The sequence below is a fragment of the Pseudomonas sp. NFPP12 genome (genome assembly GCF_900103205.1).
GTDB classification, from domain to species: domain Bacteria; phylum Pseudomonadota; class Gammaproteobacteria; order Pseudomonadales; family Pseudomonadaceae; genus Aquipseudomonas; species Aquipseudomonas protegens.
This window is the reverse complement of sequence record NZ_FMWW01000006.1, coordinates 346,680-365,256: the sequence shown is the minus strand read 5'-3', so window position 1 is coordinate 365,256 and position 18,577 is coordinate 346,680. Positions and strand designations below refer to the sequence as shown.

General features: G+C 62.7%; 21 protein-coding genes. 3 read left to right on the top strand and 18 right to left on the bottom strand.

The annotated features are described in order from the left end of the window. Positions 1-116: 116 nt before the first annotated feature. The 9 genes from BLS75_RS26490 to ubiE all read right to left on the bottom strand — a co-directional run bounded on the left by BLS75_RS26490 (position 117) and on the right by ubiE (position 6,189). Complete coding sequence (locus BLS75_RS26490) at positions 117-824, bottom strand: 16S rRNA (uracil(1498)-N(3))-methyltransferase (protein WP_072452090.1); 708 nt, start codon at positions 822-824, stop codon at positions 117-119. Further along, complete coding sequence (gene tatC / locus BLS75_RS26485; RefSeq protein WP_065364834.1) at positions 821-1,615, bottom strand: twin-arginine translocase subunit TatC; 795 nt, start codon at positions 1,613-1,615, stop codon at positions 821-823. The genes BLS75_RS26490 and tatC overlap by 4 nt, the downstream gene beginning before the upstream one ends. Then, entirely contained in the window at positions 1,612-2,070 is a 459-nt protein-coding gene (gene tatB, locus BLS75_RS26480) for a Sec-independent protein translocase protein TatB (RefSeq protein ID WP_011058796.1), read from the bottom strand. Before tatB ends, tatC begins: the two co-directional genes overlap by 4 nt. A gap of 10 nt (positions 2,071-2,080) precedes the next feature. Then, entirely contained in the window at positions 2,081-2,362 is a 282-nt protein-coding gene (locus BLS75_RS26475; protein WP_011058797.1) for a twin-arginine translocase TatA/TatE family subunit, read from the bottom strand. A gap of 25 nt (positions 2,363-2,387) precedes the next feature. Then, positions 2,388-2,720 carry a phosphoribosyl-ATP diphosphatase gene (locus tag BLS75_RS26470; protein ID WP_011058798.1) on the bottom strand — a complete coding sequence of 111 codons (333 nt, stop codon included), beginning with the start codon at positions 2,718-2,720 and terminating at the stop codon, positions 2,388-2,390. A 1-nt stretch (position 2,721) separates the two neighbouring features. Beyond that, positions 2,722-3,114 carry a phosphoribosyl-AMP cyclohydrolase gene (gene hisI / locus BLS75_RS26465; protein ID WP_011058799.1) on the bottom strand — a complete coding sequence of 131 codons (393 nt, stop codon included), beginning with the start codon at positions 3,112-3,114 and terminating at the stop codon, positions 2,722-2,724. An 80-nt stretch (positions 3,115-3,194) separates the two neighbouring features. Continuing rightward, complete coding sequence (ubiB, locus tag BLS75_RS26460) at positions 3,195-4,799, bottom strand: ubiquinone biosynthesis regulatory protein kinase UbiB (RefSeq protein WP_041115324.1); 1,605 nt, start codon at positions 4,797-4,799, stop codon at positions 3,195-3,197. Continuing rightward, entirely contained in the window at positions 4,796-5,419 is a 624-nt protein-coding gene (locus tag BLS75_RS26455) for a ubiquinone biosynthesis accessory factor UbiJ (protein ID WP_015633857.1), read from the bottom strand. Before BLS75_RS26455 ends, ubiB begins: the two co-directional genes overlap by 4 nt. Beyond that, a complete protein-coding gene (ubiE, locus tag BLS75_RS26450) occupies positions 5,419-6,189 on the bottom strand; it encodes a bifunctional demethylmenaquinone methyltransferase/2-methoxy-6-polyprenyl-1,4-benzoquinol methylase UbiE (RefSeq protein ID WP_053148653.1) in 771 nt (256 codons plus the stop codon). Before ubiE ends, BLS75_RS26455 begins: the two co-directional genes overlap by 1 nt. Before the next feature lie 155 nt (positions 6,190-6,344). Between ubiE and BLS75_RS26445 the strand changes: the two genes are divergently transcribed. The 3 genes from BLS75_RS26445 (at position 6,345) to BLS75_RS26435 (ending at position 8,037) form a co-directional block, all read left to right on the top strand. Continuing rightward, the gene (locus BLS75_RS26445) at positions 6,345-6,620 is read left to right on the top strand and encodes a polyhydroxyalkanoic acid system family protein (protein WP_011058803.1); all 276 of its coding nucleotides are present in this window, start codon (positions 6,345-6,347) and stop codon (positions 6,618-6,620) included. Between the two features lie 123 nt (positions 6,621-6,743). Beyond that, the gene (locus BLS75_RS26440) at positions 6,744-7,166 is read left to right on the top strand and encodes a phasin family protein (protein ID WP_011058804.1); all 423 of its coding nucleotides are present in this window, start codon (positions 6,744-6,746) and stop codon (positions 7,164-7,166) included. Between the two features lie 10 nt (positions 7,167-7,176). Continuing rightward, the gene (locus BLS75_RS26435; RefSeq protein ID WP_072452089.1) at positions 7,177-8,037 is read left to right on the top strand and encodes a phasin family protein; all 861 of its coding nucleotides are present in this window, start codon (positions 7,177-7,179) and stop codon (positions 8,035-8,037) included. 61 nt (positions 8,038-8,098) lie between these two features. On the opposite strand, the gene BLS75_RS26430 is transcribed toward BLS75_RS26435, so the two are convergent. The 9 genes from BLS75_RS26430 to argS all read right to left on the bottom strand — a co-directional run bounded on the left by BLS75_RS26430 (position 8,099) and on the right by argS (position 18,546). Then, on the bottom strand, positions 8,099-8,719 hold the full coding sequence (locus tag BLS75_RS26430) for a TetR/AcrR family transcriptional regulator (RefSeq protein WP_011058806.1): 621 nt from the start codon (positions 8,717-8,719) through the stop codon (positions 8,099-8,101). A gap of 65 nt (positions 8,720-8,784) precedes the next feature. Next, positions 8,785-10,467 carry a class II poly(R)-hydroxyalkanoic acid synthase gene (gene phaC / locus BLS75_RS26425; RefSeq protein ID WP_011058807.1) on the bottom strand — a complete coding sequence of 561 codons (1,683 nt, stop codon included), beginning with the start codon at positions 10,465-10,467 and terminating at the stop codon, positions 8,785-8,787. Between the two features lie 108 nt (positions 10,468-10,575). Then, entirely contained in the window at positions 10,576-11,436 is an 861-nt protein-coding gene (gene phaZ, locus BLS75_RS26420; RefSeq protein ID WP_011058808.1) for a poly(3-hydroxyalkanoate) depolymerase, read from the bottom strand. Between the two features lie 130 nt (positions 11,437-11,566). Continuing rightward, a complete protein-coding gene (phaC, locus tag BLS75_RS26415; protein ID WP_011058809.1) occupies positions 11,567-13,246 on the bottom strand; it encodes a class II poly(R)-hydroxyalkanoic acid synthase in 1,680 nt (559 codons plus the stop codon). Between the two features lie 257 nt (positions 13,247-13,503). Continuing rightward, positions 13,504-13,881: a gamma-butyrobetaine hydroxylase family protein gene (locus tag BLS75_RS26410; RefSeq protein WP_011058810.1), complete on the bottom strand. Its 378-nt coding sequence runs from the start codon at positions 13,879-13,881 to the stop codon at positions 13,504-13,506. A gap of 91 nt (positions 13,882-13,972) precedes the next feature. After that, positions 13,973-15,313, bottom strand: coding sequence for an ATP-dependent protease ATPase subunit HslU (gene hslU, locus BLS75_RS26405; RefSeq protein ID WP_011058811.1), 1,341 nt, complete (start codon positions 15,311-15,313; stop codon positions 13,973-13,975). 57 nt (positions 15,314-15,370) lie between these two features. Continuing rightward, entirely contained in the window at positions 15,371-15,901 is a 531-nt protein-coding gene (gene hslV, locus BLS75_RS26400; protein ID WP_003186641.1) for an ATP-dependent protease subunit HslV, read from the bottom strand. 199 nt (positions 15,902-16,100) lie between these two features. After that, a complete protein-coding gene (locus tag BLS75_RS26395) occupies positions 16,101-16,808 on the bottom strand; it encodes an SPOR domain-containing protein (protein WP_011058812.1) in 708 nt (235 codons plus the stop codon). 1 nt (position 16,809) lies between these two features. Further along, the gene (gene argS / locus BLS75_RS26390) at positions 16,810-18,546 is read right to left on the bottom strand and encodes an arginine--tRNA ligase (RefSeq protein ID WP_072452088.1); all 1,737 of its coding nucleotides are present in this window, start codon (positions 18,544-18,546) and stop codon (positions 16,810-16,812) included. Positions 18,547-18,577 lie beyond the last annotated feature (31 nt).

The window sequence follows — 18,577 nt, the reverse complement described above, 5'->3', positions numbered from 1 at the left end:
ATGTGCGCTTAACCATAGGCTATCGGCGGGAGTGGGGGATTCTGTAGCTTGACTGGCTAGTTGCCATTACGACCGTGAGGTCCGGCTGGCCACTTGGCCAGCACGCACATGGGGGCTCAGAACAGGCGCGAAAGCAGTGCGGTGACCGCGGTTTCGACCCGCAGGATGCGTTCGCCCAGTTGCACCGGTTGCAGGCCGGCCTTGCCCAGAAGATCGATCTCGTAGGGTATCCAGCCGCCTTCCGGGCCAATGGCCAGGGTGACGGCCTGGTCCAGCTCGCGAGGGCAGGGCGGATATGGGCCAGGGTGGCCCACCAGCCCCAGGGTGCCAGCGCTGAGGGCCGGCAGGCGGTCTTCGACGAAGGGCTTGAAGCGTTTTTCGATCAGGACGTCGGGCAGCACGGTGTCACGGGCCTGTTCCAGGCCGAGCACCAGGTGTTCGCGAATCGTTTCGGGTTCCAGGAACGGGGTCTGCCAGAAGCTCTTTTCTACCCGGTAGCTGTTCACCAGCACCAGCCGCGGCACGCCCATGGTCGCTATGGTCTGGAACACCCGGCGAAGCATTTTCGGGCGCGGCAGGGCCAGCACCAGGGTCAACGGCAGCTTGGCCGGTGGCGGCTGATCGAGGGTCACTTGCAGTTCGGCTTCAGCAGGCTCCAGGCGCAGTACCTGGGCACTGCCCATCAAGCCGCCAATGCGCCCGACCCGCAGGCTGTCGCCGACCGCCACCCGATGCACATCCTGCATGTGGGTCAGGCGTCGGTCGCGCAGCACTACGCGGTCGGCCGCAATGAAGTCGGCCTCTTCCAGAAGCAGCAGGTTCACGCTTGAGTCGCTGGCGGCTGGTCGTTGTGGTCGTCGGCCGGTGCATCGTCCGGGTGCTCGCCACGCTTGCTGATCAGCCCGCCGAACAGCACGCCGATCTCGAACAGCAGCCACATGGGCACGGCCAGCAGGGTCTGGGAGAAAATGTCCGGCGGGGTGAGGATCATGCCCACCACGAAGCAGCCGATGATCACGTAAGGGCGGATCTTGCGCAGGTACGCCACGTTGACCACGCCTATCCACACCAGCAGGACCACGGCCACCGGGATCTCGAAGGCCACGCCGAAGGCGAAGAACAGGGTCATGACGAAATCGAGGTAGCTGGTGATATCGGTCATCATCTCCACGCCGGCCGGGGTGGCGGCGGCGAAGAACTTGAAGATCAGCGGGAACACCAGGAAGTAGGCGAACGCCATGCCGATGTAGAACAGCAGGATGCTCGACACCAGCAAGGGCACGGCAATGCGCTTTTCATGCTTGTACAGGCCGGGGGCGATAAAGCCCCAGATCTGGTGCAGGATCACCGGGATTGCCAGGAACAGCGAGACCATCATGGTCAGCTTCAGCGGCGTCAGGAACGGCGAGGCGACGTCGGTGGCGATCATCGTCGCGCCGACCGGCAGGTACTGGCGCAGCGGTGTGGAGACGATGGTGTAGATCTGCTGGGTGAAGGCGAACAGCCCGGCGAAGATGATGAAGATCGCCGCTACGCAGCGCAGCAGGCGGGTGCGCAGCTCGGTGAGGTGCGACACCAGCGGCATGTGTTGGTCGTTCTCTGGGATATCGCTCATGGTGCTCGCGGCGGCAAGGTGGAGTCGTGGGGGGCCGTGGTGGCGGGTGTTGCCACTGGGGCTGCGGGCTCTGCGGTCGGTGCCGGTGCTGGTGTCGATGGCAGAGGCGCGGGCACTTCGCTGGCTGGCGGCGCTTCGGCGACCGTAGCGGCGCCTGGCGCGTGAATCGTCTGCTCGGCCACAGGCTCTACCGGAGTCGGTTGCTGCTGGGTCGGGGCGAGGATTTTCCGCGCTTCCTGCTCCAGGGACAGAATGTGCTCGTTGTGCAGTTGCCGGCGGATCTCGTCGGCACCGATTTCACGTTCAACTTCCTGTTTTATCGCGTTGAAGCTGCGCTTGAGGCGCCCGACCCACAGGCCGGCGGTGCGCGCAGCGCCGGGCAGGCGCTCGGGGCCGAGCACCAGCAGGGCCACCAGGCCCACCAGCAGCAGTTCAGAGAAGCTGATACCAAACATTAGTCAGTGCTCACGAGTCTTTGCGGGTCGGCTCTTCGACTTTCTGCGCCTGCACATCGATGGTGTGCGGCTGGTTCAACGGCGCGCTCTGCTGCGGCTGAACCGGTGGCACAGGCTGCGCCGCTGGCGGGACCACGGGTTCGGCAGGCTTTTCGTCGTCATTCATGGCCTTGCGAAAGCCCTTGATCGATTCGCCGACGTCGGTGCCCAGGTTCTTGAGCTTCTTGGTGCCGAATACCAGTACCACGACCACCAGGATGACGATCCAGTGTTTCCAGTCAAAAATGCCCATGCTGCGTTTCCTCTTAGAAAGTTGTTCAGGCGGACGGACGCGAGGCTTTCTCGGCGTGTCCGGACAAACCGAAGCGGCGGTCCAGCTCATCGAGCACGGCCTGGGGATGCTGCCCCAGCTGCGCCAGCATGACCAGGGTGTGGAACCACAGGTCCGCGGTTTCGTAGATCACATCGCTGCAGTCGCCGCTGATGGCAGCGTCCTTGGCGGCGATGATGGTTTCCACCGATTCTTCGCCGACTTTTTCCAGAATCTTGTTCAGGCCCTTGTGGTACAGGCTGGCGACGTAGGAGCTGTCGGCTGCGGCGTCTTTACGCTCTTCCAGCACCTGGGCCAGACGGGTGAGGGTATCGCTCATGTCAGTGTCCTGCAGAATAGATCGCGTGCGGGTCCTTGAGGACCGGTTCGACGGTTTTCCACTCGCCATCTTCATAGACGCGGTAGAAACAGCTGTGGCGGCCGGTATGGCAGGCGATGTCGCCGATCTGCTCAACCATCAGGATGATCACATCGGCGTCGCAGTCCAGGCGCATTTCATGAAGCTTTTGCACGTGCCCGGATTCTTCGCCCTTGCGCCACAGCTTGCCACGGGAACGTGACCAGTAGATGGCGCGATTCTCGGCAGCGGTCAGGCTCAGGGCCTCGCGGTTCATCCAGGCCATCATCAGTACGCGCCCGGTCTTGTGATCCTGGGCGATGGCCGGCACCAGGCCGTCCGCATCCCATTTGATCTGGTCCAGCCAATCTTTCATTTTCGACTCCGACAACCGGGCTCAACCCGCTGGTGACGCCTCGGCGATTTCGACAGTTTGCCAGCAGGTCGCGCCACTGGCTATCGGCGAACGATCAGATACAAACCGACCGCAATCATGATGCCAGCAGGCCAGTGCCCCAGCTCATGCAATGGACCGCCGGCGGCCAGGACCGCGCCACCGCCCAGGTGGGCAGTGCCCAGCAGGCGCAGGAACCAGTCGTCCTTGCGCTTGTGCCAGGGCGCCGGCGGATCGGCGGCATGGGGCTGCGACATGCGCTCCAGCAGGTCGCGGGTCATGTTGGCCAGGTGCGGCAACTGTTCGATCTGGCTGTGGATATTGCCGAGCACGGTCTTGGGGCTGACCCGCTCGCGCATCCAGCGTTCGAGGAAGGGTTGCGCGGTGTTCCACAGGTCCAGGTCCGGGTACAGCTGGCGGCCCAGGCCCTCGATGTTGAGCAGGGTCTTTTGCAACAGCACCAGCTGCGGCTGCACTTCCATGTTGAAGCGCCGGGCGGTCTGGAACAGGCGCATCAGCACCTGGCCGAAGGAAATGTCCTTCAGCGGTTTTTCGAAGATCGGCTCGCACACGGTGCGGATCGCCGCCTCGAATTCGTTGAGCTTGGTTTCCGCCGGGACCCAGCCGGAATCAATGTGCAACTGGGCCACGCGGCGGTAGTCGCGCTTGAAGAAGGCAAACAGGTTGCGGGCCAGGTAGTCCTGGTCTTCCGGGGTCAGGCTGCCGACGATGCCGCAGTCGATGGCGATGTACTGCGGGCTCCAGGGCTGCACGGTGCTGACGAAGATGTTGCCCGGGTGCATGTCGGCGTGGAAGAAGCTGTCGCGGAACACCTGGGTGAAGAAGATCTCCACGCCACGCTCGGCGAGCATCTTCATGTCGGTACGCTGGTCGGCCAGGGTGGCCAGGTCGGTGACCTGAATGCCGTAGATGCGCTCCATCACCAGCACTTTGGGCCGGCACCAGTCCCAGTAGACCTGGGGTACATAGAGCAGCGGCGAGCCTTCGAAGTTGCGCTTGAGCTGGCTGGCGTTGGCCGCCTCGCGCAGCAGGTCGAGCTCGTCGTAGATGGTTTTTTCGTAGTCGCTGACCACGTCCACCGGGTGCAGCAGGCGCGCGTCGGCGGAGAGCTTTTCCGCGGCCCGGGCGAGGATGAACAGCCACGCCAGGTCCTGGGCGATGATCGGCTTGAGCCCGGGGCGGATCACCTTGACCACCACTTCTTCGCCGGTCTTGAGCTTGGCGGCGTGCACCTGGGCCACCGACGCCGACGCCAGGGGCTCGATGTCGAAGCGGCTGAACACGTCGCTGATCTTCTTGCCCAGCTGCGCTTCGATCAGGGCCACGGACTTTTGCGAGTCGAACGGCGGCACCCGGTCCTGCAGCAGCATCAGCTCGTCGGCGATGTCTTCCGGCAGCAGGTCGCGGCGGGTCGAGAGGATCTGCCCGAACTTGATGAAGATCGGCCCCAGGTCCTGCAACGCCAGGCGCAGGCGTGCACCGCGGCTCAGGTCCAGCGGCTTGCGCGGGAACCAGCGCCAGGGCAGGGCGAAGCGCAGGGCCAGGAGGAACCAGGGCAGGGGCAGGTCGAACAGCAGGTCATCGAGGCGGTAGCGGATCACGACGCGCTGGATGCGCAACAGACGGCGGACGGCAAGCAGCTTCATGCGTTATCGCTTGGGTCAAGGGATCGGGAAAGGCGCTCCAAGCGCGCCTCGAGACGTTCCAGGTCGAGTTTGGCCTGATCCAGCTCACGAAAGCGCGCTTCGGCTTCGCGTTGACCCACCAGGGTCCGCGATTCTTCGGCGAGGAATTCGGCGAGGTTCTGGTTGAGGCTGGCAAATCCTTGCTGATACCAGCGGGCGCGGCTGCGCACATGGCCACTGAACAGCTGGGTGGCCACGGGGCCCAGCCAGCGCGAGAGTTCGTATTCCCAGTCCAGCTCCAGGTCCTGAAGGGTTGCTGCCAGGTCCAGCAGCACGCCGCTATCGCCTTCCAGCTCCACTTCGGGGCCGTGCAGGACCGCGGTCTTGTCCTTGCTCAGGGCCAGGCGCAGCAGGCTCGAGGCCGGTGCGCGCAGGGTGCAGTCCGGGTCCGCGGCCCACTGGCTGGCGAGCATCAGGCCTTCATCGCTGGGCAGGATGAACAGCTGCAGCGCCGGGTTGCGGCATTCCACGGCGATCACCTTGCCATTGAGGTGCTGCAGGCGCGGCAGCGCCGTGCTGTCCAGACGCAGCACCCGATTGATGCCGGTCTCGACGCTGGCGAGCAGGCCGCTGAGCAACATCAGGGCTTGATGCCGCGGTGCAGGGCGACGATGCCTGCGGTCATGTTGTGATAGGTCACGCGGTCGAAACCGGCCTCGACCATCATCGACTTCAGGGTTTCCTGGTTGGGGTGCATGCGGATCGATTCGGCCAGGTAGCGGTAGCTTTCCGAGTCGTTGGTGATCAGCTTGCCGGCCAGGGGCATGAAGGCGAACGAGTAGGCGTCGTAGACCTTGGACATCAGCGCGTTGGTGGGCTTGGAGAACTCCAGCACCAGCAGGCGACCGCCGGGCTTGAGCACCCGCAGCATGGAGCGCAGGGCGTCTTCCTTGTGGGTCACGTTGCGCAGGCCGAAGGCAATGGTCACGCAGTCGAAATGGTTGTCCGGGAACGGCAGTTTTTCCGCATCGGCCTGGACGAACTCGACGTTGCCGGCCACACCCAGGTCCAGCAGGCGGTCACGACCGACCTTGAGCATGGATTCGTTGATGTCGGCCAGTACCACTTGGCCGGTCGGGCCCACCAGGTGGGAGAAACGCCTGGTCAAGTCACCCGTGCCGCCGGCGATGTCCAGTACGCGATTGCCGGCGCGCACGCCGGACAGCTCGATCGTGAAGCGTTTCCACAGGCGGTGCATGCCACCGGACAGCACGTCGTTCATCAAGTCGTACTTGGCCGCTACCGAGTGGAACACCTCAGCGACTTTTTCCGCTTTCTGGCTTTCAGGAACATTCTTGAAGCCGAAGTGAGTGGTGGGTTCGGCATCGCTGCCTTTGCGCTGATCAGTCATATCGCTGTCACCAAAAGAGAATGCGGGACATTCTAATGCCGGTGGCGGTCTTTGTCTTGGCAAGGCTGAATGTAAGATAGCGATCCGCCGGGACGTTTTGACGCACGCAGGGTCAAGATGCTTCAGGCAAGTCCCGAAACAGCAGGAGACCTTCAATGGCCCGTATTAGTGTTGAACGTGCCCATGGCCTGGGCAAGCAGGCAGCCCGTGAAAAGGCCGACAAACTGGCGCAGAAACTCGCCGATCAATATGGCCTGGAGCCGCAGTGGGCAGGCGATACCCTGAACCTCAAGCGCTCGGGCGTCAAAGGCGCGGTGCATGTGGGTGAAGAGTCGATCCGCATCGACGTGGAACTGGGGATGTTGATGTCGGCCATGAGCGGCACCATCAAGTCGGAAATCGAAAAGGCTCTGGACAAGGCTCTGGTCTGAACCGGCTCCTACATGAATTCATGACAGTCGTTAGGGTGCCGATTCTAATTTTTCTCTCTAGGTTGTGCCTCAGGTCCTCTTTCCGAGGGCAGTTCCTCAAACCTTCTGCGCGTGAGGTGCACCATGGCCAAAGTAATTCTGAAGAAAAAAGTTGATGCCCAATCGACTGCTCTGAGTGAAGTCAAATCCTATGCCCGCAAGATCTGGCTGGCAGGCCTGGGGGCCTACGCCAAAGTCGGTCAGGAAGGCAGCGAGTACTTCCAGGAGTTGATCAAGGCTGGTCAATCCGTTGAAAAGAAAGGCAAAAAAGTTGTCACTGAACAACTTGAAGCAGCCAACAGTCAGATAGATGGCGTTAAAGGGGATGTCAGCACTCTTAAAGGCAAAGTCGAAGTGCAACTGGACAAGGTCGAGAAGGCTTTTGACACGCGCGTCGCCAGTGCCTTGAATCGTATCGGCATTCCGTCTAAACATGACGTTGAGACACTCTCTGCTAAGCTCGATGAGCTGACGGCGTTGCTCGAACGTGTCGCGCGTAAACATTAAGGAGAACGGGATGGCTGGTAAAAAGAATACTGAAAAAGAAGGCAGCTCGTGGATCGGGAAAGTCGAAGAGTACTCCCGTAAAATTTGGCTTGCTGGTTTAGGCGTGTACTCGAAAATCGACTCTGACGGCAGCAAGCTTTTCGAGACATTGGTCAAAGATGGTGAGAAAGCCGAGAAACTGACTAAGAGCGTAGTCGGCAAGAAAGTTGATGCGGCCAAAGATTCCGCAACTTCGGCCAAGTCGCGTATCAGCGACGTCAAGGATCGCGCCCTGGGTAAGTGGGATGAACTGGAAGGCGCTTTCGACAAGCGCTTGAACAGCGCCATCTCGCGTCTGGGCGTGCCTAGCCGCAACGAAGTCAAGGCCCTGCACGACAAGGTCGATACCCTGACCAAGCAGATTGAAAAACTCACAGGTGCCAAGGTTGCGCCGGTTGCAGCCAAAACTGCGGCTGCCAAACCTGCTGCAAAACCCGCAGCCAAGCCTCTGGCCAAGCCTGCCGCTAAGCCTGTCGCCAAGGCCGCCGCTAAACCCGCAGCCAAGCCGGCCGCGAAAACCGCAGCCGCCAAACCAGCGGCCAAACCGGCTGCCAAGCCTGTAGCGGCCAAGCCAGCAGCCAAGCCCGCGGCGAAAACCGCAGCGGCCAAGCCAGCGGCCAAACCGGCCGCCAAGCCTGCAGTGGCGAAAAAGCCTGTGGCCAAGAAGCCTGTGGCTGCCAAGCCAGCGGCCAAACCAGCAGCCAAGCCCGCTGTTGCGGCCAAGCCTGCAGCCCCGGCCCCGGCCAGCTCGGCGAACTCCGCCGCAGCCCCGAGCCCGGCTGCAACCCCGACTGCCGCGCCAGCTCCAGCGACGCCAAGCAGCCAGTCCTGATCCCATCAGGAACAAAAAAACGCCCGGCCTGGGAAGGCCGGGCGTTTTTTATTGAGGCGTTCTAGCCCTGCTCATCCAGGTAGCGCAGCGCCATCTGTTCGGTGGCCATCTTTGCCGGCGGCAGCAGGTGTGGCGCCACCAGCATCATGATCTGGTAGACCACCAGCCGGACTTCGCCTTCGCGATCGAGAATCCGCTGGTAATCCAGAGAGAACAGCAGGGTCATGGTGATCTGTTCCACCAGCTGCCCCAGGGCCTGGGTGCCGCTGACCAGTTGCCCCTGAGCCTTGAGCCGGGCCAGCAACGAGGCCAGGGTGCGTTTCAAGGCATTGAGCAGGTTGCGAATGCCCTTGGCCAGTTTTGGCAGGCGCCCGGCCAGGTTGGACAGGTCCTGAAACAGAAAGCGGTAGTGGGCCAGGCGCTCGACGATCAGATGCAGGAACAGCCAGTAGTCTTCCGCCGCCAGCTGGACGTCGGACGGTGGGTCCAGCAACGGCGTCAGTTCGTTCTGAAAGCGCTCGAACAGGCCGAGCACCAGCGGCTCCTTGCCATGGAAGTGGTAGTAGAGGTTGCCGGGGCTGATCCCCATTTCATTGGCCACCTCCATGGTGGAGACATTGGGCTCGCCCTTTTGATTGAACAGTTGCAGGGCACATTCGAGTATCCGGTCGCGGGTCTTCATCCTGACTTCTTGTCGGTCCATTGAAGGGGCACGGCTCCGGCGTGGAACCGTGGTGCAAAGTGTCTTCAGCGCACGCGCACGTAGGTGCCGGGCGCAGCCTCCATCGGCGGATAGTTCTGGTTGCCCAGGGTGGTGAGGGTTTCCCGCTGCGCCCCCGAGCGCTCCTGGACCCAGGTCAGCCACTGGCTCCACCAGCTGCCGTCCACATGCTCGGCGTCGTAGTACCAGGCCCGCGGGTCGCTGCTGAGCTTGCGGTTCTCCACGTAGTTGGCCTTGGGATTGCTCGGCGGGTTGAGGATGCTCTGCACGTGGCCGCTGTTGGACAGCACGAAGCGCCGTTCGCCGCCCAGCAGCAGGGTCGAACGGTAGACCGCGTCCCAGGGCGTGATGTGGTCGTTGATCCCGGCCACGCTGAAGCTGTCCACCGTGACCTTCTGCAAATCGATCGGCGTGCCGCAGACTTCCAGCCCGCCGACATGGCTCAGGGGGTTGTGCTTGAAGAAGTCCAGCAGATCGCCGTGCAGTGCGGCCGGCAGCCGGGTGCTGTCGTTGTTCCAGTAGAGAATGTCGAAGACCGGCGGCTCCTTGCCCAGCAGGTAGTTGTTGACCCAGTAGTTCCAGATCAGGTCGTTGGGGCGCATCCAGGCGAACACCTTGGCCATGTCGCGACCGTCCAGTACCCCTTGCTGATAGGAGCGACGCTTGGCCGCTTCGAGGGTCTTCTCGTCGGCGAACAGCGTTGCCGGGCTGTCCATCTGGCTGTCCAGCAGGCTCACCATGTAGGTCGCGCTGGATACCCGGCGCAGCTGGCGCTTGGCCTGCAGATGGCCTTGCAGGGCAGCGATGGTCAGCCCTCCGGCACAGGCTCCCACCAGGTTGACTTCGCGACTGCCGGTAATCGCCCGGGTGACGTTCAGCGCTTCTTCGGCCGCCTCGACGTAGGTCGACAGGCCCCACTCGCGGTGCCGCACATCCGGGTTGCGCCAGCTGACCATGAACACCTGCAGGCCGTTTTTCAGCGCGTACTGGACGAAGCTGTTGGTCGGGCTCAGGTCGAAAATGTAGTACTTGTTGATTTGCGGCGGCACGATCAGCAGCGGCTTGGCGTACTGTTTTTCGCTCATGGGGCTGTACTGGATCAGCTCCAGCAATTCATTGCGAAACACCACTGAGCCCGGGGTGACCGCCAGGTTCTTGCCCACCTCGAAGGCGTGCTTGGTCACCTGGCTGGGTAACCCGTTGTTGTGCAGCAGGTCATCCAGCAGGTTGCCGATGCCCCGCACCACGCTGTTGCCCCCGGTGTTGAAGATCTCCTTGAGGGCCAGGGGGTTGAGCAGGGTATTGGAAGGCGCAACGGCATCATTGAGCAGGGAAAAGGCAAAGTGTGCCCGCGCCCGGTCGTCCTCGCTCATGCCGCTGTCGTCGATCCAGTGGCGCACCTGCTTCTGCCAGCTCAGGTAGGCCTGCAGGCCGCGCCGGTAGAAGGGGTTGAGGCTCCAGGCCGGGTCGGCGAAGCGGTTGTCCTTGGGGTTGGTCTTGTGCAGGGTTTCCCCCAGCAGCACACGCCCCAGCTGGCCGCCCAGGGCCAGGGTATGCCGGGCACTGTGCAACGGATTGCGCAGGCTGTGGGCCGCCAGGCTGCGCAAGGTGGAGAACAGGTCCCGGCCGCGCAGGCCGGTGATCGCGCTCTGCGCATTGATATACGCGGCGGGTGACGGCAATGAGCCCGTCGCAGGTTTGTCTTGCATGAGTCAACACTCCTTCGTCAAACCACTAACAAGCAGACCAATCCAAGACAGACAACATAGTCGGTCCTGGCCCTTCTTGCGCGCGACGATCCTGTCGACAGGTATCTTTTACTTGGTAGGGCGCACAGGTTCGGGATGCGGGTGCATCACCGCCCTTTGGCGTTCTTCCTGGAGGAACTTCATGATGATCGGGGCGACGGCCTCGGCCCGGGTGATCAGGAACAGGTGGCCATCATCGATGATGTGCAACTGGGCATTGGGTATGCGCCAGGCCAGCATGCGCATGTTGATCAGGGGAATCAGCGGGTCGTCATCGCCGGCCAGCACCAGGGTCGGCTGATGGATCTTGTGCAGCCAGTGAATGCTGGTCCAGCCCAGGCCCGCGAACAGCTGCCAGTAATAGCCGAGCTTGCCGGCCGAGCGCACCTTGGCTGCGTGTTCCGCTGCCAGGCTCGGGTCGCGGCGGAAGGAGCCGCCATAGATCAGCGGCGCAATGCGCATCACATGGGAGGGCTGCACGTAGCGCCGTGGGCTGGCCATCATCCACAGCACCTTGGGTTTGCCCGGGACCATGAACGCCCCGGCCGCGGTGGCGGCCAGCACCAGCTTCTTGCAGCGCTCGGGGTAGTCGTAGGCGAACTGCTGGGCCAGCGCGCCGCCCCAGGACACACCCACTGCATTGACCTGGCCGTAGTCCAGGTAGTCGAGCATCCGCGCGGTCAGCTTGGCCAGCCCGGGAAAGCGGTAGGGCCGGCTCGGCGTGGAGGAGCCGCCGACACCGGGGACATCGAAGGCGATCACCTCGAGGTCCGGATCCAGGGCCTGGACAAAGGGAAACACCAACTCCAGGTTGGCGCCGATGCCGTTGAAGATCAGCAGCGGCGTCAAGTGCGGCTTGCCTGGGCGTACCGCGGTGCGGATGGTCTGGCCATCCAGGTCGACGGTGCGGAATATGAATGAGTGTGGCATGCCGTAGCCCTGTGAATTAAACCGTCGCAGCCGCCATCCCGGGCGTCCTGCGGATTTCCTGAGGCCGAGCCTCTTGTCAAGAATAGGGCTTGGCGGAGCCTCCTGGCGCCGCCGTGTCGATGGCCGGGGCTCAGCGCTCGTGGACGTAGGTCCCGGGCGCCGCCTCGGCGGCTGCGTACTTCTTGTTACCCAGGCTGGTGGGCGCCGGCTTCAGGTCACCTGAGCGTTCCGCCTGCCAGGCCTGCCAATGCAGCCACCAGGAATCGGTGTGCTTGATCGAGTTTTCCTGCCACTGGTCGGGGCAGGCCGGAATGTCGGTGCTGGTCATGTAGCGCGCCTTGGGGTTGCCAGGCGGGTTGAGGATGCTCTGGATATGGCCGCTGCTGGAGAGCACGAACTCGACGTTGCCGCCAAACAGCTGCGCCGACTTGTAGCAGGACTTCCACGGGGTGATGTGGTCGTTGGTGCCGGCCAGGGAGAAGATATCGGCGGTCACCTGCTTGAGGTCGATCGGCGTGCCGCACACTTCCAGTGCATTGGCGCGCACCAGCGGGTTGTTCTTGAACATTTCGATCAGGTCGCCGTGGAAGGCGGCAGGCAGGCGGGTGGTGTCGTTGTTCCAGAACAGGATGTCGAACACCGGCGGCTCGTTGCCCAGCAGGTAGTTGTTGACCCAGTAGTTCCAGATCAGGTCGTTGGGGCGCATCCAGGCGAACACCTTGGCCATGTCGCGCCCTTCCAGGACTCCGGCCTGATAGGAGTGGCGCTTGGCCGCTTCCAGGGTCTGCTCGTCGACGAACAGCGCTACCTGGGTGTCCAGGGTGGTGTCCAGTACGCTGACCAGCAGGGTCAGGGCGTTGACCTTCTTCTGCCCCAGCGCCGCGTAGTGGCCCAGCAGCGCGGTGCAGGTGATGCCGCCGGAGCAGGCACCGAGCATGTTCACGTCCTTGCTGCCGGTGATCGCGGTCACTACGTCGACCGCTTCTTTCAGGGCTTCGATGTAGGTGGACAGGCCCCATTCGCGCTGGGCCTTGGTGGGGTTGCGCCAGCTGACGATAAAGGTCTGCACGTTGTTGCGCAGGCAGAAGCGCGCCAGGCTCTTGTCCGGGCTGAGGTCGAAGACATAGAACTTGTTGATCTGCGGTGGCACCACCAGCAGCGGGCGCTCATGCACCTGCTCGGTGATCGGCCGGTACTGGATCAGCTCCAGCACGTCATTGCGAAACACCACCGCGCCTTCACTGGTGCCCAGGTTCTTGCCCACTTCGAAGGCGTCCATGTTGACCTGGCTGGGCATGCCGCCGTTGTGCACCAGGTCCTTGGCCAGATGGGACAGACCGTCCAGCAGGCTCTTGCCGCCGGTTTCGAAGAAGCGCTTTACCGCTGCGGGGTTGGCCGCGCTGTTGGTCGGGGCCATGGCTTCGGTCATCAGGTTGATCACGAAGTGGCCGCGGCTGATGTCCTGCTCGGACAGGCTGCTGTCGTCGATCCAGTCGTGGAGTTCCTTGCGCCACGCCAGGTAGGTTTGCAGGTAGCGTTTGTACAACGGGTTCTGGCTCCACGCGGGGTCGTTGAAGCGACGGTCGTCGCTCTCCGGCTGCAGGGTGGATTTGCCGAACATCACGTTCTTAAGTTCGATGCCGAAATGGGCGACGTGCTTGACGCTGTGGATGGGTTGTTTGATGGCCTGGGCAAGCACCATTCGAGCGGAAGTAAGCAGGTCCTTTCTACGCAAGCCAATGACCGGATTGAGCCCCAGGGTGTTTTCCGAGGCTTGGCGTTTCAGGTCATCGTTATTCTTGTTACTCATCTACGACGCTCCATTGTCCTGAGACGAGTACCGGACCTGCTGTGCAGTCACACAGCACGATGCCAGGTACTACTGCTCGGGTGACCGTTGATTGCGCACCGCTGCTTTTTTGTTCCTAAAGCTCTGCAGGGAACTTGCCAGCTCCATTGGTTACCCGAGTTTAATTTTTTCCGCAAGCAGGCCATTCATTGGCCATACAGCCAAGCATTCAAACAGATGAAATTAGAAAATGCCCTCTAAACCATCGGAGCCTTGAGCTAGAGCATCAGCTTGACGATGGACTCGTTCGGATCGCGGGATTTTCCGGCAGCCTTGAGCTCCGCCAGATAGTCGTTCCACAGCTCGTCCTGGCGCAGCGCCAGTTGGTAGAGGTAGTCCCAGGTGAACAATCCGCTGTCATGACCGTCGTCGAAGGTCAATTTCAGTGCGTACTGGCCCGCCGGTTCAACCTTGGTCAGGCCGACGCCGAGCTTGCCGAATTGCAGGATGGGTTTGCCGTGGCCCTGGACCTCGGCGGAGGGGGAATGCACCCGCAGGAGTTCTGCAGGCAGGTGATAGACCTCGTCCGGCCCGTAAGTCAGGGTCAGGGTTTTCGAGGCTTTGTGCAGGTTGATACCGGTGGGAAGTTTGCTCATGACCTGTAGTCCTTCCGGCAGGAGCCGGCTTGCCGGCGATCGGGGGAGGCCCTATCGCTGGCAAGCCAGTCCCTGCATGGGTGGCGAAGGTTTACAGGATATAACGGGAAAGGTCTTCGTTCTGCGCCAATTCGCCCAGGTGGCTGTTGACGTAGGCGGCGTCGATGCGGATCGGCTCTTCGCTGTGGGCGCTGGCCAGGTCACCGGCACTGAACGACACCTCTTCCAGCAGGCGCTCGAGCAGGGTGTGCAGGCGACGGGCACCGATGTTCTCGGTCTTCTCGTTGACCTGCCAGGCGATTTCCGCCAGGCGCTTGATGCCTTCGGGCAGGAACTCGATGTTCAGGCCTTCGGTCTTCAGCAGCTCGCGATATTGCTCGGTCAGCGAAGCGTGCGGCTCGCTGAGGATGCGCTCGAAGTCTTGCGGCGACAACGCCTTGAGTTCCACGCGGATCGGCAGACGGCCTTGCAGCTCCGGTACCAGGTCGCTGGGCTTGCTCAGGTGGAAGGCACCGGAGGCAATGAACAGGATGTGGTCGGTCTTGACCATGCCCAGCTTGGTGTTGACGGTGCAGCCTTCGATCAGCGGCAGCAGGTCACGCTGCACGCCCTCGCGGGAGACGTCCACACCGCCGGCGTTGCCGCGCTTGGCCACCTTGTCGATCTCGTCGATGAACACGATGCCGTGCTGCTCGACGGCTTCCAGGGCCTTGGCCTTGAGTTCTTCGTCGTTGACCAGGCGGCTGGCTTCTTCGTCGCGTACCAGCTTCAGCGCTTCCTTGACCTTGAGCTTGCGGTTCTTGCGCTTGCCCTTGCCCATGTTGGCGAACAGGCTCTGCAGCTGGTTGGTCATTTCTTCCATGCCCGGTGGCGCGGAAATGTCGACGCCTGCAGCTTCCGCCACTTCGATCTCGATTTCCTTGTCATCCAGCTGGCCTTCGCGCAGGCGCTTGCGGAACAGCTGGCGGGTGTTGGAGTCTTGGGCCGGAGCCGCGTCGTCGCTGTTGAAACCGGTGCGTGCCTGGGGCAGCAGGGCATCGAGGATGCGTTCTTCGGCGGCGTCTTCGGCGCGATGGCGAACCCGGATCATTTCCTGTTCGCGGAACATCTTGATCGCCGCGTCGGCCAGGTCGCGGATGATGGATTCAACGTCGCGGCCCACATAGCCGACTTCTGTGAACTTGGTGGCCTCGACCTTGATGAAGGGCGCATTGGCCAGCTTGGCCAGGCGGCGGGCGATCTCGGTCTTGCCGACGCCGGTCGGGCCGATCATCAGGATGTTCTTGGGGGTCACTTCAACGCGCAGCTCGGCCGGCAGTTGCATGCGGCGCCAGCGGTTGCGCAGGGCGATAGCGACGGCGCGCTTGGCATCGTCCTGGCCGATGATATGGCGGTTGAGTTCGTGGACGATTTCGCGGGGTGTCATGGACATAGTAGTTGGCGGTCCTCAAGCAAGAATGAATGCCGTGGCGCAAGCGCCGCAACAGGCTTATTCCGCGAGATCCTGCTCCTCGATGGTTTGAGTGTGGTTGGTGAATACACAGATGTCGCCGGCGATGCCGAGTGCGGTCTCGACGATTTCACGGGCCGACAGGTCGGTCTTTTTCAGCAGGGCGCTGGCAGCGGCCTGGGCATAGGCGCCACCGGAACCCATGGCGATCAGCCCGTCCTCGGGTTCAACCACGTCGCCATTGCCGGTGATGATCAAGGACGCATCCTTGTTGGCCACGGCCAGCATGGCTTCCAGGCGGCTCAGGGAGCGATCGGTGCGCCATTCCTTGGCCAGCTCTACGGCGGCACGGACCAGATGGCCCTGGTGTTTCTCCAGTTGGCCTTCAAAGCGCTCGAACAGGGTGAAGGCGTCGGCGGTGGCCCCGGCAAAGCCGGCGATGACCTGGCCGTGATAGAGGCGGCGGACTTTTTTCGCGTTGCCTTTCATCACGGTGTTGCCGAGAGAAACCTGGCCGTCGCCGCCCATGACGACTTTGCCGTGGCGGCGGACTGAAACGATGGTGGTCAAGGGGGGAGTCTCCACACAGCGGGGCGAAAGTGCCCTGATGGAAACTCATATGGGGGTGGTCGGGCGTTTTTCAACCGGAGGCTGCAGCGAGGGACCGGCGGTCATTGTTGCATGCTGCAAGCGCTTCGCGGGCAGGCCCGCTCCTACGGGGGGTCATGTAGGAGTGGGCTTGCCCGCGATCAATCGCGTAGCGGTCGGCTTAGCGGCTCTGGCGCTGTTGTAACAGCAGGTTGCTGAAGCCGGCGCCGGCCAGTTGCTTCTGCGCCACGGTCAGCTGTTCGCGGTTGCTGAACGGGCCTACCAATACCCGGTACCAGGTTTCATCCTTCACCGTGCCGGATTCCACCGAGACCGACTGGCCCAGCAGGATGATCTGCGCCCGGACCTTGTCGGCATCGGCTTCCTTGCGGAACGAACCGGCCTGGAGGAAGAACTTGGTCACCGGCGCCGCCTTGGCCACGGGTGGCGCTGGTGGCGGGGTGATCCCGGCCAGGGCTGCCTGGGCACGGGCGGTGTCGATCTTGGCCGCTTCCGCCGGGGTTACCGGGGTGGTGGGCACAGGTGGCACCTGTGGCGTCGGCAGGGTTTTTTCCGGCACCGCTTCCGGCGGCACGATGACCTCCGATTCCGGCAACAGGGTGTAGAAGTCGTATTTCGGCTTCACCGGTTGCTGGGGGCTCGGCGGGGTCTTGTTGGCCTCGGCGATCTTGGTGGCTTTCTGCTGTTCGATCTTCTCGCGCTTGACGCTGTCGCCGCCCTTGCCGGGCTCGAGCTTCATCAGGAACACGATGAAGGCACCGATGGTCAGGCCGATGGCCAGCCACAACCAGCCCGGAATCGGCTTCTTGGCCGGGGCCTGGTAACGGCTGGCGCCACGCTTGGGTGCAGGTTTTTTCTTGGCAGCCAACTTACATTTGCTCCAGGACTTTGAGGCCCAGCAGTTCCAGACCTTGCTTGAGGGTGCGCCGGGTCAGCTCGGTGAGGCGCAGGCGGCTGTGCATCTGGGTCGGCGTCTCGGCTGCCAGGATCGGGCAGTTTTCATAGAAGCTGGAGAACAGCCCGGCCACGTCGTACAGGTAGGTGCAGAGGATGTGTGGCGTGCCCTTCTCGGCGACGTTGTTGAGAATCTCGCCGAACTGCGCCAGCTTGGCCGCCAGCTCCAGTTCCTGGGCCGCGTGCAGTTCGATCTGCCCGCCGACTTCGCTGAAGTCCTTGCCCAGCTTGCGGAACACACCGGCGGCGCGGGTGTAGGCGTACAGCAGGTACGGCGCGGTGTTGCCTTCGAAGTTGAGCATCAGGTCGAAGTTGAAGCTGTAGTCGCTGGTGCGGTGCTTGGACAGGTCGGCGTACTTCACCGAGTCGATGCCCACCACCTTGGCGATGCTGCGCAGGTCGGCTTCCGGCAGTTGCGGGTTCTTTTCCTTCACCAGGGCGTAGGCACGCTCTTCGGCTTCGGTCAGCAGGTCGATGAGCTTCACGGTGCCGCCGTCGCGGGTCTTGAACGGACGGCCGTCGGCGCCATTCATGGTGCCGAAGCCCATGTGCTCCATTTCCATCGGATGGGTCACGAAACCGGCCTTGCGGGCCACGGCGAACACTTGCTGGAAGTGCAGGGCCTGGCGCTGGTCGACGAAGTACAGGGCGCGATCGGCCTTGAGCTTGCCGCTGCGGTAGCGCACGGCCGCCAGGTCGGTGGTGGCGTACAGGTAGCCGCCGTCAGCCTTGACGATGATCACCGGCAGCGGCTCGCCTTCGGCGTTCTTGAACTCGTCGAGGAACACGCACTGGGCGCCGTTGCTCTCCACCAGCAGGCCCTGGGCCTTGAGGTCGTTGACCACGTTGATCAGGTCGTCGTTGTAGGCGCTCTCGCCCATCACGTCGGCCATGGTCAGCTTGACGTTGAGCAGCTCGTAGATCTTCTGGCAGTGGGACAGGGAGATGTCCTTGAACTTGGTCCACAGCTCCAGGCAGTCCGGGTCGCCGGCCTGCAGCTTGACCACCAGGCCGCGGGCGCGGTCGGCGAAGGCTTCGGACTCGTCGAAGCGCTGCTTGGCGGCGCGGTAGAAGTTCTCCAGGTCCGACAGCTCGTCACTGGTGATGGGGTTTTCTTCCAGGTAGGCCATCAGCATGCCGAACTGGGTGCCCCAGTCGCCCACGTGGTTCTGGCGGATCACGGTGTCGCCGAGGAACTCCAGGACCCGGGCCACGCCGTCGCCAATGATGGTGGAGCGCAGGTGGCCAACGTGCATTTCCTTGGCCAGGTTGGGCGCCGACATGTCGATCACGGTGCGCTGCGCCGGGCCGGCCTTGCGTACGCCCAGGTGGGCGTCGCCAAGAGCGGCGTCCAGGCGCGCGGCCAGGGCCTGGGTGTTCTGGAAGAAGTTGATGAAGCCGGGGCCGGCGATTTCCGCCTTGCTCAGGTCTTCATGGGCCGGCAGGGCGGCGATGATTTTCTCCGCCAGGTCGCGCGGCTTCATGCCGGCCGGCTTGGCCAGCATCATGGCGATGTTGCTGGCGAAGTCGCCGTGGGTCTTGTCGCGGGTGTTTTCGACCTGGATCGCCGGCGTCAGGCCTTCTGGCAACACACCTTCGGTGACGAGTTGGGTGATGGCTTGCTGGATGAGCTGGCGAATGGTGTCTTTCATGGTCTTCTCTTTCGACCGCTGGTGCGGCGGC

Excerpts from the sequence above, each read along its gene's own strand:
- BLS75_RS26410 (WP_011058810.1), bottom strand. The coding sequence starts at position 13,881 with ATGAGCAAACTTCCCACCGGTATCAACCTGCACAAAGCCTCGAAAACC.
- hslU (WP_011058811.1), bottom strand. The coding sequence starts at position 15,313 with ATGTCCATGACACCCCGCGAAATCGTCCACGAACTCAACCGCCATATC.
- phaC (WP_011058809.1), bottom strand. The coding sequence starts at position 13,246 with ATGAGTAACAAGAATAACGATGACCTGAAACGCCAAGCCTCGGAAAAC.
- hisI (WP_011058799.1), bottom strand. The coding sequence starts at position 3,114 with ATGAAAGATTGGCTGGACCAGATCAAATGGGATGCGGACGGCCTGGTG.
- ubiE (WP_053148653.1), bottom strand. The coding sequence starts at position 6,189 with ATGACTGATCAGCGCAAAGGCAGCGATGCCGAACCCACCACTCACTTC.
- tatB (WP_011058796.1), bottom strand. The coding sequence starts at position 2,070 with ATGTTTGGTATCAGCTTCTCTGAACTGCTGCTGGTGGGCCTGGTGGCC.
- tatC (WP_065364834.1), bottom strand. The coding sequence starts at position 1,615 with ATGAGCGATATCCCAGAGAACGACCAACACATGCCGCTGGTGTCGCAC.
- phaZ (WP_011058808.1), bottom strand. The coding sequence starts at position 11,436 with ATGCCACACTCATTCATATTCCGCACCGTCGACCTGGATGGCCAGACC.
- BLS75_RS26470 (WP_011058798.1), bottom strand. The coding sequence starts at position 2,720 with ATGAGCGATACCCTCACCCGTCTGGCCCAGGTGCTGGAAGAGCGTAAA.
- phaC (WP_011058807.1), bottom strand. The coding sequence starts at position 10,467 with ATGCAAGACAAACCTGCGACGGGCTCATTGCCGTCACCCGCCGCGTAT.
- argS (WP_072452088.1), bottom strand. The coding sequence starts at position 18,546 with ATGAAAGACACCATTCGCCAGCTCATCCAGCAAGCCATCACCCAACTC.
- BLS75_RS26440 (WP_011058804.1), top strand. The coding sequence starts at position 6,744 with ATGGCCAAAGTAATTCTGAAGAAAAAAGTTGATGCCCAATCGACTGCT.
- ubiB (WP_041115324.1), bottom strand. The coding sequence starts at position 4,799 with ATGAAGCTGCTTGCCGTCCGCCGTCTGTTGCGCATCCAGCGCGTCGTG.
- BLS75_RS26445 (WP_011058803.1), top strand. The coding sequence starts at position 6,345 with ATGGCCCGTATTAGTGTTGAACGTGCCCATGGCCTGGGCAAGCAGGCA.
- BLS75_RS26435 (WP_072452089.1), top strand. The coding sequence starts at position 7,177 with ATGGCTGGTAAAAAGAATACTGAAAAAGAAGGCAGCTCGTGGATCGGG.
- BLS75_RS26475 (WP_011058797.1), bottom strand. The coding sequence starts at position 2,362 with ATGGGCATTTTTGACTGGAAACACTGGATCGTCATCCTGGTGGTCGTG.
- BLS75_RS26455 (WP_015633857.1), bottom strand. The coding sequence starts at position 5,419 with ATGTTGCTCAGCGGCCTGCTCGCCAGCGTCGAGACCGGCATCAATCGG.
- BLS75_RS26430 (WP_011058806.1), bottom strand. The coding sequence starts at position 8,719 with ATGAAGACCCGCGACCGGATACTCGAATGTGCCCTGCAACTGTTCAAT.